We start from the raw sequence: 15,488 nt of genomic DNA on the forward strand, positions 1-15,488 counted from the left end.
TCCCCCTGATATTTTCTGTAAATTAATTAGTTTCGAATAATTCAAGCCACTCGCCATCCGGCCCTTCAAAGAACATATAGCGGGAGCCATTCGGCAGCGTTGTAATTTCCTCATCAATGAAACGGACACCCGCTTCCTTCAATCTTGCAATCTCTTCTTCAATCCCATCCACCTTCAAAGCAAGATGATGAACTTTTCCTTCGGCCGGCAGCGAATCATTATAACCTTCCAACAGCTCAATTTGCGTGCCATCCGTACCTTCTATTCCAATAAAGGCAATTTTTATTCGGCCGTTTGGATGGTCAAGACGCCCCAAAAGTTGAAAGCCGATTATATCTGTATAAAATGAGATTGATTTTTCCAAATTCTTCACCATGATTCCTGCATGCTCAATTCTCTTAATCAACTTCTTTCCCCACCTTTCTTTACGGTTATTTGACCGCCTGTAGATTTGCCTTTGCTTGAAGAAGGGTGAGCTGATACTGAAATAGAAATTCGCATGCTTCAAGCACTTTCTTTGCTTCAAACCCATCTCTTCCCCAGACAGTAATCCCATGGTTCCGGATAAGCACCGCTCCCTTGTCTTCCTTTATGAATGGAATCATGGCAGCTGCCAGCGTCGGGATATGAGCATAGTTATAAATAATAGGAATTTCCCACTCCGCGTCTTCCTCCCAGCGGCCAAATGCTTTGATCAGTTCCTGTCCTTTGAAGACGACTTTTCCTTCATCACCATAAATTTCAGAAATCACATTGTTAGCTACCGTATGAACATGAAGGCTGCATCCGGCATTTGATCTTCCATAAATTTCACAATGAAGCAGGGTCTCAGCCGATGGTTTGACATTCGTTTCACCAATCGGATTTCCTTCTTTATCAACGATTAAAAAATCTTCAGCTGTTCTTTTTCGTTTATCTTTTCCACTGGCTGTTACAAGAAATTGCAGCGGCTCATCTTGAACTTTTATTGCTAGATTTCCGCTGGTCCCCATAAACCAATCGCGTGCCGCTAGTTCATCTTTAATATCTGCCAATTCATGAGCACGAGTGATAAATATACTCAATCTCCATCAACTTCCTCTCTGCAAAAAAACCTCTTCGATAAGAAGAGGTTTTCAAAAAAACAACTTCTTATCTTTCAGCATTGCTGCTGTGAGAATTAGCACCGTGCTTAAATAAGTCGGTTGCCGGGCTTCATAGGGCTCATCCCTCCGCCTGCTCTTGATAAGATAGAATTATTAAATTAATTATTCGCATAAATTTACTAGGATTATGTCACGTTCATCAAAAACTGTCAAGATCTTTTTATAAAGTATCTCCAAAACTGGAAAGGCAACCTAGGAATTAGCTATAACTCCCCATTCTTCAATAGCACGTTTTAGAGGCGCTGATGTTTCAGCAGCTTCGAACAATGAGATATCGTTTACACTTGCATCAATTGCAGCCCGAAATGCTTGTGCACCATTTATTGGGCCATCTGGATGGCCGAATACGCCTCCCCCTGCATTAATAATTAAACTTTCTTTACCGAAATCCCCTAACAGCTGCGGCACCATTCCTGGATGAATGCCGGCTGAAGGCACAGAAAATGTTTGTTCAAAGTGGCTTCCTTCCGTAAGCGCCTTGCCAATCGCCAAGGCGTCAGCTGACGGGATCGCTACATTGCCATACGGGCTTGGAAATAAAGAGAAATCCCCGCCTGTCATACGCGTCAATTTCCCTACCAGCAAGGCATAGGAGTAGCCACCAGGCTGTCCGGCCAACACACCCGATAAAGCCGAGTGAGCCATAATTGGCAAACGAATGTTGTTGTTTTCACGCAAAGTTTGTAGCGTATCTAATCCATAAGCGTGAACGTTAAACAACAGTGCATTCGCTCCCAACTCCTGTGCCCGCTCTGCTTTTTCATGAAGTCTATTTGACCTCCCTGATAAATTCACCGCATATAAAGCACGTTGACCTGTATTCTCGTAATGACGGCCAATAATTTCTTTGGCTGTTGTTATTCTCTTTTCAAAGGGTGTAAGTTCATTGTCAAAAAGAATCTCATCGTCCTTAATCAGGTCAATGCCTCCTGCAAGCAGGTCCTCCAATTGAGAAGAGAAAAAGGACAGATCCCTTCCGATGACTCCCTTAAAAATCGCCATTAATAACGGGCGATCGTGTATATTTAACTGCTCTCTCACACCTTTCACTCCAAACCGCGGACCGGGGAATTGAGAGAGCAGTTCATCATCAAATGTTAGGTCAATTAACTCATGGCCTTCAAAGAAAGAAAGCTTCCCATATACAGTAGTTAAAATAGCGGGAAGATCAGCGGAAAAATTGGCGGATGGATAATGAATCTTTACTGTATCCTTTTCCTCTCCTTTTTCTACTGATACAACTTCTCCTTTATTTTTTTGTAATTGCTGCCGCTCAAGATGTGGAATATCTGTCCAAGAACCGACCGTGAGACCTAAAGCATATTGTTCTGCTTTTTTTTCCTGATCAGAATGTGACGGGAACAGATAAGTAGCTGTTACACCCATGCAATTGTCCTCCTCTGTCATTCTGTGGCTTTGTTCATTAGGTTTTAGTAGACTGGCACCCAGCCCTCTTCTGTTACGAAAATGCGGACGGCAACTACTTTACGGTCGTCAGATAAGGTAAAGTAATGACGGACACTTTCAGGGACTGAAATAAGATCTCCTGGATTCAGATGCACTTCAAAGAACCGGCCATCCTTTCCTTGGATAACGAAAACACCGTGTCCGCTTGCAATAAACCGGACTTCATCATCTGTATGATGGTGTTCACGCTGGAAGTTTTTCAATAGCTCCTCTAAATTTGGAGTATGGTCCGCTAATGAGATCACATCCCACGCTTGGTACCCTCGTCTTTTGGAGATGTCTTTAATTTCCGTATCAAAAGCATCTAAAATCTCCTGTTTCTCTTCATCGCTTAGAATATATTTTTCTTGTAAATGTGCAGGAAGTTTTGAAATGTCCCAATGCTCATAAATAACGTCCTGCTGCTGCAAAAAGGAGACTACCTCTTCTTGTTGTTCAATCACTTCATTTGTTCCCTGAATTTTGATAGTTGTCATGACTATCCCTCCTTATTTTTTATAAATATTCCAAATTTATCTATTAGTCTGTCAAAAGCACAGCTGCTTACTTTATGTTTACTTTTAGTTTCTCTAAAATTTCAATGCAATCATAAAATGTTTCAAATGACTGAAAAGGAATAGAAAGTTCTTTGCACTTTTCCAATAAGTAATCTCTAGCAATAACAGAATCGGCAATTTTTGCTGCTTGTAAGTCTGTCACTGAATCACCAATCACAACGCTGTACATATTCGAATTTGCAGTATGGCGAATGATGGCTGGTTTGCAGCAACCACAATTTTGATTCGGGCATTCTTGATCACAACCGTGCGGCCAGCGAATATGAATATTCTCCCCGCTGAAATCTGCTTCATTACAATATAGTCCAGCAATAGAATCGAACGGCTCAAGCATCGGTTTTACAAAAAAATCAATGCCCCCGCTGACAATATAAAGGGGAATCCCCTGGCTTTTCGTATATTGCACAAACTCGCCGAACCCTTCTCTAATCTGCGCCGTATTTACAACATACTCAACAATGTCTTTTCGAAGGGAAGATGGGAGAAGCGCAAACATGTTTCCGACGCCTTCCTGAATGCTGACAGATTGGGAAAGCACCCCATCTTTCCATTTCTCCCACTCAGGCGGAGCAAATTGCTTCATAATGCTAATGATGTTATCTTTTTTAGTCACTGTACCATCAAAGTCACAAAATATGACGGGTTTTCTCAAGGTGCCACCACTTCTTTCCTTTTACTGTACAACTAAAATTTATATTTATGTTTTTGTAACAAACAAAAAACCTCTTCAATAAGAAGAGGTTTTAATAAACACAACTTCTTATCTTCCAGCGTTTATGCTGTAAGAATTAGCACCGTACTTAAAATAAGCCGGTTGCCGGGCTTCATAGGGCTCATCCCTCCGCCTGCTCTTGATAAGAGTTTATTTCGTATTTTTATATTCCTATAACTTCACTAGGATTATGCCACGTTCTCCAAGACGTGTCAATGTTTTTTTAATAAGTAGACTATTCAATCTTTTATGCTGATAGAAGCCTTTACGGAAAAGAAAGCGAACGATGCCATCAAATATAGCTTGTTTCAAATAGAGAATAGGAAATAAATCAAAAGAAAGCAATCAAATTTTCATAACATTCTAAATGTTCCATTACTGTGTTATAATCGGAAAAGTAATCTTTATGATGGGGGATACTGAATATGCAATCATATATCGACATAGAAAATGGTGTGGTCCCTTCAGTTTGTTCGCTTGACTGTCCGGACCAATGCGGGCTGCTTATACATAAAAAAGATGGGAAGATCGTAAAAATTGCAGGTGATCCTCAACATCCAATAACGAAGGGGAATATTTGCAATAAAGTAAGGAATATGGGCGAACGCCTCTACGATCACAAGAGAATAAAAACACCGTTAAAGCGCACTGAAAAAAAGGAGAAGGCAAGTTTGTTCCTATCAGCTGGCAGGAAGCGATTGAAACGATTGCCTCCCAATGGAAGAAACTTATTACCGCGGAAGGCCCTGAGTCGATTCTTCCGTACAGCTTTTATGGAAATATGGGAAAGTTGAGTGCAGAAGGCATGGACCGACGCTTCTTTTATCACCTTGGTTCAAGTCAGCTTGACCGGACGATCTGCTCTATTGCCGGCTCTGTGGGATACAGCTATACAATGGGCGGAAGCTACGGAACGGACCCTGCGGAAATGGAAGAAACCAAATTATTTGTTATCTGGGGCATCAATGCCGTCAGCACAAACATGCATCAAATGGCGATTGCACAAAAAGCACGTAAAAATGGAGCAAAAATTGTTGTCATTGATGTTCACAAAAACCAGACAGGAAGGATGGCTGACTGGTTCATCCCCATCCTTCCCGGCACAGACGGCGCTCTTGCACTCGGCATTATGCATATCCTTTATAAGGAAAATTTAGTTGACCGCTCATTCCTACAAGAATATACCGTTGGATATGCGGAACTCGAGAAGCATGTAGAACTCTACGAGCCACAGACTGTCTCCGACATCACAGGCGTTCCTGTTGATGATATATATAAACTGGCTCGCATGTATGGCACTGCTTCTCCTTCCATGATCCGTATTGGCAACGGCTTGCAGCACCATGATAATGGTGGAATGATCGTCCGTACGATCGCCTGCCTGCCTGCTTTAACAGGACAGTGGCGAGTAAAAGGTGGCGGTGCCCTTAAATCAAATTCTGGTTACCTAGCTTATAATACGAGAGCACTGCAACGCCCGGACCTTTTAAAACAACCAGCGCGGGTCATCAACATGAACCTTCTGGGAAACGCCCTGCTCGAGCTGGAGAGGCCGATTCGTTCGTTATTTGTCTATAATTCCAATCCAGCCGTTGTAGCACCAGAGGGCAATAAAGTTCGGGCCGGATTAGCACGGGACGACCTGTTCACTGTTGTGCATGATCTATTTTTAACAGAGACAGCCATGTTTGCTGACATTGTGTTGCCAGCGACATCCTCTTTTGAAACCACAGATTTGTATACATCTTATTGGCACAACTATCTTCATTTACAGGAACCGGTCATCCCTCCTTATGGAGAAAGTAAATCGAATCCTGAGGTTTTCCGTTTATTGGCAGAGGCAATGGGATTTGATGAGCAGGCCTTTAAAGACACCGATGAACAGTTAATTGAACAAGCGATAAGTAATGTAGATAATCCTTACTTCCCTGCTATTACCTATGACGAGCTTAAGAACCGGCGCTTTGTGAAGGCAAGAAATATAAGTAAACCGTTAAACAACTTAGGCACACCTAGTGGTAAAATCGAATTGTATTCTGAAAAGATGGAGGCAGATGGCCACCCGGCTCTTCCTACATACACACCGTTAGTACAGGAGCCAGATTTTCCTTTTCTCTTTGTGCCTGGACCGAATCATAACTTTTTAAATTCTACTTTTTCTAATAATGAGAAGCATATAAAACTCGAAAAAACACCTAAGTTATTTATGAACCAGCACGATGCCGACCGATTAGAAATTAAAGATGGCATGATAGTTCGCATATGGAATAATCGAGGAGAATGTGAGTTAACGGCGTCTATAGGCAACCAAGTATTGCCGGGTGTTGTGGTAAGCCAAGGGCTCTGGTCAGACATTTCTGGAAAGAAACACCTTGTCAATTCTTTGACACCGGACCGGATAGCGGATATGGGCGGCGGAGCTGTCTTCTTCTCAGGCCGAGTGAATGTGGAAGCAACAAACGTAAAGTGAACTGATTATTATGAGCAATAAAGACAGCGGGAGTTTCTCAACAGCCTTGGATCACCGGCTTTGCCGGTGATCTTCATTATTCATTCGGTCCAAAAACTCTCTTTCGTATATCGGAAAATTCTCCTTTTTCCACACGCTTATTTAATGTTTTCCTCCAGTTGGGCGCAAGCAAGCCACATTGTGCCAACTCACTTGCTCCTTCTATATTTTGCTTCTCTACATGCATTATTTCATTGCACCTTGCAACGGTCCATTGCGGAAGTGGACGCTCCAATAAAGTAAAGCTGTGGCCTTTTTCTACATAGCCTTCCTTTAGCACACGAAAATACCAGCCGGTCTTTCCGGTATTTTGCAGCAATAATGCCAAATTCTTCATTCCAAAGCGGCGTGCCGGCTTCCAGCAGGGCTGCCTTGGCTGTGATACTTGCACAACGGCCTCCCCAATTTGGAACGTATCCCCAATTGCAATTCCCTCTTCTGTTCGATGTTCCATTAAGAAATTTTCGCCCATGCCGCCCGGAACTAGCCGATGTGTTCCAAGCTCCTTCTCCCAATAAGAATAATGTTCAACAGGATAAGCAAATATAGCTTTTTCAAGGCCGCCGTGATTTTTTAAATCGGCTTGTCCATCTCCCGTTAATTTTGTTTTTCCAAGCCAAATGGGACCTTGCACAGGCTCTTTAAAAATTCCGCTTCTCCACTCTCGTTCCATTGGGTTCTCGGCCTCTTTTTCTCCGATTGTTTTCGGCAAGCCAACAAAGACCTTCTTTAAAAAGGGCTCCATTTCCTCTCCTCCTTTAGCCTTTAAGAAACAGCAGTAATTACTCATTTTTAGAAAGCCTTTCTTTGCATTCTCTCTTTATTCATCCTCTTTTCTCTTATACACTATGAATATACAAGGGTTCGCGAAATTTTGGAAGACAATTGCCAATCACATTACCTAGCAGCTTTTTTAAAACGACTAACAATCAAGAAGAAGCTGAATAAAAGACTTTATATAAAGGAGAAAAAGATGGACCGAAGCCTTTTTTATTATATTAATGGCTTAGCAAGACACAATATGCTCTTAGATAAGATAATGATAGGGCTATCTAAATGGCGCATCTATGCTTTTATATTTCTTATTCTTCTTTCTATTTTCAAAAAAGGACGGAAAATACAAGTGATTTATGCGCTTCTCTCTCTTGCTGCCGCCTTAATAATTAGCCGCATTTTAAAATATATTATCAATCGTGAAAGACCGTTTTTGACGGAAGATGTACACTTACTCTTCCTGAAATCTCCTTCTCCGTCTTTTCCAAGTGACCAGGGGGTTATTTGCGGTCTATTTGCTGCATTTGTGTGGGCTGTTTTTCCAAAATGGCGTTGGCCTGCCGCAATCCTTGCTTTTCTAGTCTCTATTTCTCGTGTATATGTAGGACATCATTACCCATCTGATGTGACCGCCGGATGGTTCATCGGTATCCTATGTTTCATGGCCATTTATGCAATCAAGCCAAAAGAAGACGTTTAAAAAATGATTAATTTTTGTGATATACAATTCTTAACATTCGACACGGGCAGCTTTTCAGCTGCCCGCCTGCATTTATTTCGTTTAAACTTTAAACTTCCCAACTCATCCGTTCATTACCTCAGCTAATATTGCCAGCTGTCTTGATCCTGCCGCCACCTCTTCCATCGTGGCGCTCGACTGTTGGGTTGAATCGGCTGTCTCCTTTCCCCCTGCCGCCGCTTCTTCCGCAACCAATGCTATTTCTTCTACACAATCAGTCATGCTCCAGGCGCTTACTGTACTATCGGATAAATTGCTCGAAACGGTTTTAATACTGTTAACCATCTCCGTTACAGCTGAATTAACTTTATCGATCATCTCGCCGGATGTCTGTATTTGCCCGCTTCCTTGTTCTACTTCTGCATCACCATTTTTTAATGATTCGGCTATAATCACTGATTACCATTCCTGCCTATAGCTAATTAAGCTTTTATAGATCATTCAAGTAGCTTCCAACTGAGTAACGAAAAGGAATCTCACACTCTATTTACATTTCGTCAAAAAAGAGTTATTATAATTAACGTTAATCCCAACTATTTAAATAGGATAAGAGGTGGAATAATTGACACAAACAACTTTACCTACACCGCCGCCAAATTGGGATCATCAATCAACGACGGTCGTTACCCGGCTAAATCCGATGCAAAAGCCGTTGGCATTAGTCGGTATTCTTATAGCAATCATTCTTTTGGCTTCTATTGTAAGTATGACAAACTGGACACAGGGAACCTTATTTATCATCGGCATTGCCTTAGGGGTTACCCTGTTATATGCCCGCTTCGGTTTTACTTCTGCTTTCCGCCGGTTAATGTCGGTTGGAAATGTTCAAGGACTGCAGGCGCATATGATTATGCTGGCGATTGCTTCCGCCCTGTTCGCCATTATACTAGGAACAGGTTTTAGCTTTACCGGTGTCACACCTGCGGGCTATGTGTCGCCGGTTGGTACAAGCTTAATCTTCGGTTCATTTATTTTCGGAATTGGCATGCAGCTCGGAAACGGCTGTGCCTCTGGAACATTGTATCAAGTAGGTGGCGGAGCCTCTTCAATGTTGTTAACACTTCTTGCTTTTATTGCAGGCTCTGTTCTAGGCGCTTACCATTTTACTTTTTGGATGGAGGACACGCCGTCACTGCCGCCTATTTCCTTAGCTGAATCAACTGGACTGGGTTACTTTGGAGCTTTGGTCATTCAATTAATTCTTTTTGCAGCGATCTATTGGATCACCGTGCAAATCGCCAAGAAGAAAAACCCACCAATGATGAAGCCACTGCCAACTACTACCGGATGGAAAAAAGTGTTTCGTGGCTCTTGGCCATTGATCACAGCCGCCGTTGTATTGGCTTTGCTAAATGCACTAACCTTGACTGTTAGAGGAACTCCATGGGGCATTACTTCTGCTTTCGCTCTTTGGGGTGGCAAGGCGCTTATGGCTATGGGAGTGGATGTATCAAGCTGGGGCTTTTTCTCAGGCCCTAATGGTGAGGCACTTAAACAAACCGTTCTAGCCGATTCTACAAGCGTGATGAACTTCGGGATTATTTTAGGCGCTTTTATTTCAGCCGCTTTCCAGGGAACGTTCAAGCCGAAAAAAATTCAGCCGAAAGTCGCTGCGGCTGCCATCGTAGGCGGACTGTTAATGGGTTATGGCTCCCGTCTCGCCTTCGGATGTAATATCGGAGCTTATTTCGGCGGAATTGCCTCCTTTAGCCTTCATGGCTGGGTGTGGATGGTTATGGCTATGCTGGGTACGTATGCAGCCTTATTTATCCGGCCGCTTTTTGGATTAAAGAACCCAAAATCAACAGATACATTTTGTTAATAAAAAGGAGTACTAAAGTTTCTCACTTTAGTACTCCTTTTTTATGATTGCGATTCTCGTTGCTCTATTTCCCTAAGCTGCTCACACACCCCATCGATCATATCGAAAGGCATCACTCCATAATGAGATAGAGCTTTAGCTTTTTTCTCCCCTGATCTTGCATGCAAATAACTGGCCGAAATGAGTGCCTCTAAAGGCTGGGCTCCTTGGGCAAGAAAGGAGGCAATCATTCCGGTCAGCACATCACCGCTCCCGCCCTTTCCAAGTGCACTGTTGCCAATTGGATTGATATATACTTCCCCGTTCGGTGTAGCAATAACGGAGCGGTGTCCTTTCAGCAATAAATAAAGCTGGTGCTCTTCAGCAAAAGCACGGGCTATCCCAAGGCGGTCAGCCTCAATCTCTTTAACTGTTGTATTTAATATTCTAGCCATTTCTCCTGGATGAGGTGTAAAAATGACATGGCCCTCATACTCACGTACAATATCCCATTCATTCCGAATTAAATATAAAGCATCTGCATCCACAACAATGGGCTGGGAATGCAGGGACTTTATTAATTCCCGAATCCATTTTTCACCGTCAGAAAACCGGCTCATTCCAGGGCCAACGGCTATACTGTCAAATTCATGAAGGCGTGGGGCCATTTCACTAATCGCTTCTATTGAAAAATGACCATTCTTTTCTGGCAACGGCAAAAATAATAGTTCTGGATGCTTGGCCGCAACCATTGGATAAATGTTTTCGGGTACAGCCATCGTGGTTAACCCGGCCCCGCTGCGCAGCGATGCTATAGCTGAAAAAACAGGTGCCCCTATGTACTGGCGGGAGCCCCCTGCTACAAGAACATGACCGAACGTTCCCTTATGGCCAGTTGCCGGCCGTCTCGGCAGGCTGGCCCTGACGAGCGATTCGGTAATTAACCGTGGCATCGAGAGGCCTAGAATGGTTGCCGCTGAAGGTGGAACAGAAATATCTACTGCCTTCCATTCTCCAATGTAGTCCGGACCATCATTCAAAAAGAATCCTTTTTTCGGGAATACAAAGCTGATCGTCTTGGAAGCTTGCACGGCTGCTCCCTCTACTTTTCCGTTATCACTATTTAAGCCTGATGGGAGATCAATAGAGATAATGCAGCGCTTTCCAGCATGCTCGTTGACCATGGAAATCACTTGAAGAAAAGGCTCTCTGACCGGGCCATTTATCCCCGTTCCTAACATCGCATCTACAATAATATCAGCCTCGTTTAAATGATTTTGAAGCCTGTCCAACCCTTGCTCATGAAGATAAAAAATGGGCAGCCCCCGGTTAACATAGGCTTCCAGATGGATTTTGGCATCACCTTTTACACGTTCAGGGTTGACCAACAGGCAAAGAAGCGGCTTCAGCCCTTGATCAAATAGCTTGCGGGCAACGACAAAACCATCTCCGCCATTGTTTCCTCCTCCGGCGAGCACAATTACTTTCGAATGCTCGGAGCAAGAAGCTGAAAGAACCTCTTCAGCTATCGTCGCTCCCGCGTTTTCCATCAAGACAACACCGGGAAGCCCAATCTTTCCTATTGTATACTCATCCATCTGCTGCATATCCTTTTGTCCAGCGATAAACATGCACAGCCCTCCTGAGTTCGTGATTATTCATTCTTGCTTCCGACTCGTTACTTAGCTCTTTCTGCCATCAGCTGATCACTCACCTAACTTTTCGGATGAGTGCTTTCCTAATGCTTGCTGCAAGGAGCTAAATGAGTCTACTCCAGAAAAATCGATACCCAGCTGTACGGCCGTTTGAGCAATTTCTGGCCGGATTCCTGTCATGGTTGACTTAATGCCCAATAAGCTTAGAACCTGAATGATTTGAAAAATCTGATGGGCAACCATCGTGTCAATAATCGATACGCCCGATAAGTCAATGAATAAATGAGAAATTTTTGCTTCTACACACTTTTCAGGTATTTGTTCTAAAATGCTCTTGGCACGCACCGTATCGATATCACCAACTAACGGCAGTATTCCTTTAGAAGCCGCAATCGGAATAACAGGGGAGCCCAATTCTTCAATTAAACTCTGCTGAGCCGAGAGTCTTCTCATCATCAATCTAAAATACATTTCAGAGAATTTAATATTCAGATCATCAAACGCCGCATGCAGAACCGTTCCCCACCTTACAATATCCTCATGAGTCACTTCGTTCTCATTTAACTCTATAAACTTCTTCACAAAATGCCAATACACGGTTCTTGCTGAACGAAGCGCAGCCTGCACTTCATGAATCGGCGTATTGCTGTCCACTCTGCTTTCTGCTACTTCCCGGGCCCATTGATCTTTTTGCTTCTTAAATGTCTCTTTTTCTTCAAGAAGAGTGCTAGCTACCGTTAAATTAGTTAACCGATTTTGTTTTCGCAGTAATTCTTCTATCGACTCACCAACATCAGCCGAATAAACTGAGCCTTTCTTTTCTTCTCTTGCAGCTAGCCACTTATCTGTAATATCGTTCGAGTGATCAACCAAATAGTCGTAAAGCCGAGAATCTATCTTGCTCATTGTCCTTCCACCTCTATGGCTAAGATTTAGTCTGTATACATTTTCCACGTGTGTTTGCTCTTATAAATCATATCACTTTTTTAGAGAATGACCCCATTATCAGGATTTCCGCTACTTTGTAATTAAAAAAACAACTACCTTCTTTCAGCAGTTGTTTAGAATATAGGCAGGGCCTAATGGATATATCTTCCCTCGATCAATGACAGTAACTGACAATGAAGGAGACGAGCTGTTTGTCAGCAGTCTGAACCGGTGGATTTATTCCTTAAGAGCAAGTCACTGTCATGATCTCGCTTTGACTATTAGTGACTTCATCGAAATTTCCTTTCTCAATCGCTTCCATATCATCTGCATTCGTTACAACGATCGGCGTGACAATGCTTTTTGCTTTTTCCTTAACGAGCGGCAAATCAAATGTGACTAATGTATCTCCAGGTTCAACTTTGTCTCCTTGTGATACATAGGTTGTAAAGCCTTCACCGTTCATTGAAACAGTTTCCAACCCAATGTGAACGAGGAGCTCTGCGCCGTTCTCTGCTTTAATGCCAATAGCATGCTTCGTAGGGAACACTAAAACAACCTCTCCTTTGACAGGTGAGACAATTTTCCCTTCAGAAGGTTCAATAGCCATGCCGTCCCCCATCATTTTTCGCGAAAAAACAGGATCGGGTACTTCCTTTAGAGAAAGCAGCCGGCCATTTACTGGCGCAAGTATAGTAACAGTCTTTGGTGGTTCCTGCTTCTTGCCAAACATTTTCTTGAACACTTTTGTTCCTCCTTTTACCTATACAGTGCTGGATGACTCATTCTCCTAGCTCCCATTTCTCAACAAACATCTCTACCTGTCCACTTGCTTTAAACACAATGGATTGATTGTCAGGATTGGCAAAAAATCTAGCTGTAAACACTTCCTCTCCTCCGTTAATAAAAACTTCAATAGAGCTTCTATCTAAAAAAATATGCATGTCTTTTAATTGCAAGAGTTCACAGGACCGACTCTCGAACGCTCCCCCTTTGAACACTTCCCTTTCCAACGTAAAGATGCCCTGACCGGGATAAAAATAAAGATGGACGTTGTTGCGAATAACTATCTCTACCTTTTCCGCATGGACATAGTCAAATCTTACTTTGACTTCGCTAACCTCCCCGTGAATCTCCTCGTATGTGTTTACGCCATCTCTTAAAGAAACCGTACCGTGAAAATCTTTTTTTCTACGTAACTTTACCAGTTCTTCAACTGGTTTTTGATAAAGCTTTTCTCCTTCTAAGATTAATTGGCGCGGGATTGTTAAGGCGTGGATCCATCCCTGTTCAATTGTGGGCTGGAAAGATTCATTTTCATCGGTTATTCCCATCCATCCAAACATAATCCTTCTTCTCTTTTCATCCTCAAACGTCTGCGGTGCATAAAAATCAAATCCGCGATCTAGCTCCAAAAAATCTCCATGATTAAACTCTGTGGTACCCACCTTCCATTCCCCAATGAAATAACCAGACTGAAACAAATTTTGATAGTGGTACCCACTCGGCTCCAGCCCTTGAGGTGAGACTAGTAAAATATCTTTCGAACCTATTTGAAAAAAATCCGGACACTCCCACATATACCCGAAAGCATTCAAACCATTCATATAGCTTCCCGCAATTGGTCCTCTATACTCCCAATGCTGCAAATCTATCGATGAAAAAAGCACTACTGCTCCTTCCTTCTCACAGGTTTGTGCGCCAACCACCATGTACCAGCTATCATTTCTTCTCCACACCTTCGGGTCACGAAAGTGGGGAGTAAAGCCATCAGGAAGAAAAATAACCGGTCCTTCCTTTGCAAAATCCATTCCGTTATCGGAGACAGCTACGCATTGGTATGTTTCTCGCTTTGCTTCATCTTTTACATTCCCAGTGTAAAATAAGAGTAACTTCCCCCCGACTTCAATGGCACTTCCAGAATAACAACCGTTTCGCTCATACCATTCTGTCGGTATCAGTGCTGGAGGATGATCCTCCCAATGAACTAAATCATCAGAGGTATAATGCCCCCAAAACTTTGGTCCATGTGATGTTTCAAATGGATTCCATTGATAGAAAACATGATATTTATCTTTATACTGAATGAGCCCATTCGGATCATTTAGCAACCCGATCGGCGGCATAAGATGAAATTGAAGACGATAGGGATCATTTTTTCTCTGCTTCTCGTTTTCTTTTATCTTCTCAGATAAACGACCAAGTAACTCTTGTTGATTCATTATAAACTCCTATTTTTTGTTAAAGTTTTTCGAACTTCTTTCAGTGTAGGCAGCGCAGTCATCGCACCTTTTTGTGAAGCGGCGAGCCCTCCGGATACAGAAGCGAAACGGGCGAGATCTGCTGCCTCCTCCAATGAAATCGAATGGATTCCCTCCGTCCGTTCGTTAAGACCGTAAAGCAAACCGGAGACGAAGGCATCCCCAGCGCCCGTTGTATCAACGACATTCACCGGCAGCGCCCCTATTTCAGCCCATCCATTTTTTGTGAATACAATACTCCCTTGTGCCCCCTTCGTTAAACAAACAAGTGAAAGATCATATTCTTTGATCCAGCTTTTAACCGTGTTTATATCTATGTCCCCTGTTAAAAACAATAGCTCTTCCTCAGACAGCTTTAACACGTTTGCTTCTGCCATCATCTTAAAAATCATATGTCTAAGCCGCTCCTCATTCTCCCATAAAGCCAAGCGGACATTTGGATCGAATGAAACAATCAATCCGTGCTTCTTTGCATAGGAAAGCGCCTGCAGTGTAGCCGTGCTCGCTGGCTCTTTTAAAAGTGAGATCGTTCCGAAATGGAAAATTTTTTTATCAATAAACCATGTTTCTTTTATTTCCGGTTTTTCCAGAAAAAAATCAGCGCTTTCTTTTATATAAAAACTAAAACTGCGCTCTCCTATTTCATCTAACATGACAAATACAAGTCCTGTACGATAGCGTTCTGTCAGGATGACAGCGGAAATATCTACTCCATATTTTTTGAGCGTTTCCTTCAAAAAAACGCCTAACACGTCCTTGCCTACTTTTCCGATAAAGGTTGCTCTCATCCCTAGACGAGCAGCTCCAACCGCTACATTGGCTGGAGCGCCGCCAGGGCTTTTTATATATGCCATGTTCTCAGAGTCCATCGGGATAAAATCGACCAAAGCTTCGCCAAGCGTGAGCAGTCCTTTTTTCACAGGATATTCTCCTTTTCAATC

14 protein-coding genes, 1 pseudogene and 2 riboswitches are annotated in these 15,488 nt (G+C 42.8%); of the genes and pseudogenes, 3 read left to right on the forward strand and 12 right to left on the reverse strand.

Annotation, left to right across the window (positions count from 1 at the left end; translation table 11 throughout):
• Positions 1-22: 22 nt before the first annotated feature.
• From ACH0BF_RS15170 to ACH0BF_RS15190, 5 genes are all read right to left on the reverse strand, one after another.
• On the reverse strand, positions 23-406 hold the full coding sequence (locus tag ACH0BF_RS15170) for a VOC family protein (protein ID WP_406909597.1): 384 nt from the start codon (positions 404-406) through the stop codon (positions 23-25).
• Between the two features lie 25 nt (positions 407-431).
• Positions 432-1,064, reverse strand: coding sequence for a methylthioribulose 1-phosphate dehydratase (locus ACH0BF_RS15175; protein WP_406909598.1), 633 nt, complete (start codon positions 1,062-1,064; stop codon positions 432-434).
• A gap of 64 nt (positions 1,065-1,128) precedes the next feature.
• A riboswitch (SAM riboswitch) is annotated at positions 1,129-1,231 on the reverse strand.
• 106 nt (positions 1,232-1,337) lie between these two features.
• Positions 1,338-2,531 carry a 2,3-diketo-5-methylthiopentyl-1-phosphate enolase gene (locus ACH0BF_RS15180; protein WP_406909600.1) on the reverse strand — a complete coding sequence of 398 codons (1,194 nt, stop codon included), beginning with the start codon at positions 2,529-2,531 and terminating at the stop codon, positions 1,338-1,340.
• Positions 2,532-2,575: 44 nt separating this feature from the next.
• Positions 2,576-3,088, reverse strand: a complete 513-nt coding sequence (locus tag ACH0BF_RS15185) for a 1,2-dihydroxy-3-keto-5-methylthiopentene dioxygenase (RefSeq protein WP_406909601.1) — start codon at positions 3,086-3,088, stop codon at positions 2,576-2,578.
• Positions 3,089-3,155: 67 nt separating this feature from the next.
• Positions 3,156-3,821, reverse strand: coding sequence for a 2-hydroxy-3-keto-5-methylthiopentenyl-1-phosphate phosphatase (locus ACH0BF_RS15190; protein WP_120036240.1), 666 nt, complete (start codon positions 3,819-3,821; stop codon positions 3,156-3,158).
• 105 nt (positions 3,822-3,926) lie between these two features.
• Positions 3,927-4,030, reverse strand: a riboswitch (SAM riboswitch).
• Between the two features lie 276 nt (positions 4,031-4,306).
• On the opposite strand from ACH0BF_RS15190, the pseudogene ACH0BF_RS15195 reads away from it, so the two are divergent.
• Positions 4,307-6,351: pseudogene (locus ACH0BF_RS15195) on the forward strand (molybdopterin oxidoreductase family protein).
• Between the two features lie 76 nt (positions 6,352-6,427).
• Here ACH0BF_RS15195 and ACH0BF_RS15200 read toward each other — a convergent pair.
• A complete protein-coding gene (locus ACH0BF_RS15200; RefSeq protein ID WP_406909602.1) occupies positions 6,428-7,135 on the reverse strand; it encodes an MOSC domain-containing protein in 708 nt (235 codons plus the stop codon).
• A gap of 228 nt (positions 7,136-7,363) precedes the next feature.
• On the opposite strand from ACH0BF_RS15200, the gene ACH0BF_RS15205 reads away from it, so the two are divergent.
• Complete coding sequence (locus ACH0BF_RS15205) at positions 7,364-7,864, forward strand: phosphatase PAP2 family protein (protein WP_406909603.1); 501 nt, start codon at positions 7,364-7,366, stop codon at positions 7,862-7,864.
• 102 nt (positions 7,865-7,966) lie between these two features.
• Here ACH0BF_RS15205 and ACH0BF_RS15210 read toward each other — a convergent pair whose 3' ends face one another.
• Complete coding sequence (locus ACH0BF_RS15210) at positions 7,967-8,299, reverse strand: hypothetical protein (RefSeq protein WP_406909604.1); 333 nt, start codon at positions 8,297-8,299, stop codon at positions 7,967-7,969.
• Between the two features lie 244 nt (positions 8,300-8,543).
• Between ACH0BF_RS15210 and ACH0BF_RS15215 the strand changes: the two genes are divergently transcribed.
• Positions 8,544-9,725 carry a YeeE/YedE family protein gene (locus ACH0BF_RS15215; protein WP_406909656.1) on the forward strand — a complete coding sequence of 394 codons (1,182 nt, stop codon included), beginning with the start codon at positions 8,544-8,546 and terminating at the stop codon, positions 9,723-9,725.
• Between the two features lie 41 nt (positions 9,726-9,766).
• On the opposite strand, the gene ACH0BF_RS15220 is transcribed toward ACH0BF_RS15215, so the two are convergent.
• The 5 genes from ACH0BF_RS15220 to ACH0BF_RS15240 form a co-directional block, all read right to left on the reverse strand.
• Positions 9,767-11,335 carry an NAD(P)H-hydrate dehydratase gene (locus tag ACH0BF_RS15220; protein ID WP_406909605.1) on the reverse strand — a complete coding sequence of 523 codons (1,569 nt, stop codon included), beginning with the start codon at positions 11,333-11,335 and terminating at the stop codon, positions 9,767-9,769.
• Positions 11,336-11,410: 75 nt separating this feature from the next.
• A complete protein-coding gene (locus ACH0BF_RS15225; RefSeq protein ID WP_406909606.1) occupies positions 11,411-12,265 on the reverse strand; it encodes an STAS domain-containing protein in 855 nt (284 codons plus the stop codon).
• A gap of 265 nt (positions 12,266-12,530) precedes the next feature.
• Positions 12,531-13,031 carry a PTS sugar transporter subunit IIA gene (locus tag ACH0BF_RS15230; RefSeq protein ID WP_406909607.1) on the reverse strand — a complete coding sequence of 167 codons (501 nt, stop codon included), beginning with the start codon at positions 13,029-13,031 and terminating at the stop codon, positions 12,531-12,533.
• 37 nt (positions 13,032-13,068) lie between these two features.
• Positions 13,069-14,508 carry a glycoside hydrolase family 32 protein gene (locus tag ACH0BF_RS15235; protein ID WP_406909609.1) on the reverse strand — a complete coding sequence of 480 codons (1,440 nt, stop codon included), beginning with the start codon at positions 14,506-14,508 and terminating at the stop codon, positions 13,069-13,071.
• The gene (locus tag ACH0BF_RS15240) at positions 14,508-15,467 is read right to left on the reverse strand and encodes an aminoimidazole riboside kinase (RefSeq protein WP_406909610.1); all 960 of its coding nucleotides are present in this window, start codon (positions 15,465-15,467) and stop codon (positions 14,508-14,510) included. Before ACH0BF_RS15240 ends, ACH0BF_RS15235 begins: the two co-directional genes overlap by 1 nt.
• Positions 15,468-15,488: the final 21 nt, after the last annotated feature.

The sequence above is a fragment of the Pseudobacillus sp. 179-B 2D1 NHS genome (assembly GCF_045370945.1).
Lineage (GTDB): Bacteria > Bacillota > Bacilli > Bacillales > Domibacillaceae > Pseudobacillus.

Coding starts and splice junctions, on each gene's coding strand:
- ACH0BF_RS15225 (WP_406909606.1), bottom strand. CDS start 12,265: ATGAGCAAGATAGATTCTCGGCTTTACGACTATTTGGTTGATCACTCG.
- ACH0BF_RS15215 (WP_406909656.1), top strand. CDS start 8,544: ATGCAAAAGCCGTTGGCATTAGTCGGTATTCTTATAGCAATCATTCTT.
- ACH0BF_RS15180 (WP_406909600.1), bottom strand. CDS start 2,531: ATGGGTGTAACAGCTACTTATCTGTTCCCGTCACATTCTGATCAGGAA.
- ACH0BF_RS15205 (WP_406909603.1), top strand. CDS start 7,364: ATGGACCGAAGCCTTTTTTATTATATTAATGGCTTAGCAAGACACAAT.
- ACH0BF_RS15200 (WP_406909602.1), bottom strand. CDS start 7,135: ATGGAGCCCTTTTTAAAGAAGGTCTTTGTTGGCTTGCCGAAAACAATC.
- ACH0BF_RS15220 (WP_406909605.1), bottom strand. CDS start 11,335: ATGTTTATCGCTGGACAAAAGGATATGCAGCAGATGGATGAGTATACA.
- ACH0BF_RS15235 (WP_406909609.1), bottom strand. CDS start 14,508: ATGAATCAACAAGAGTTACTTGGTCGTTTATCTGAGAAGATAAAAGAA.
- ACH0BF_RS15185 (WP_406909601.1), bottom strand. CDS start 3,088: ATGACAACTATCAAAATTCAGGGAACAAATGAAGTGATTGAACAACAA.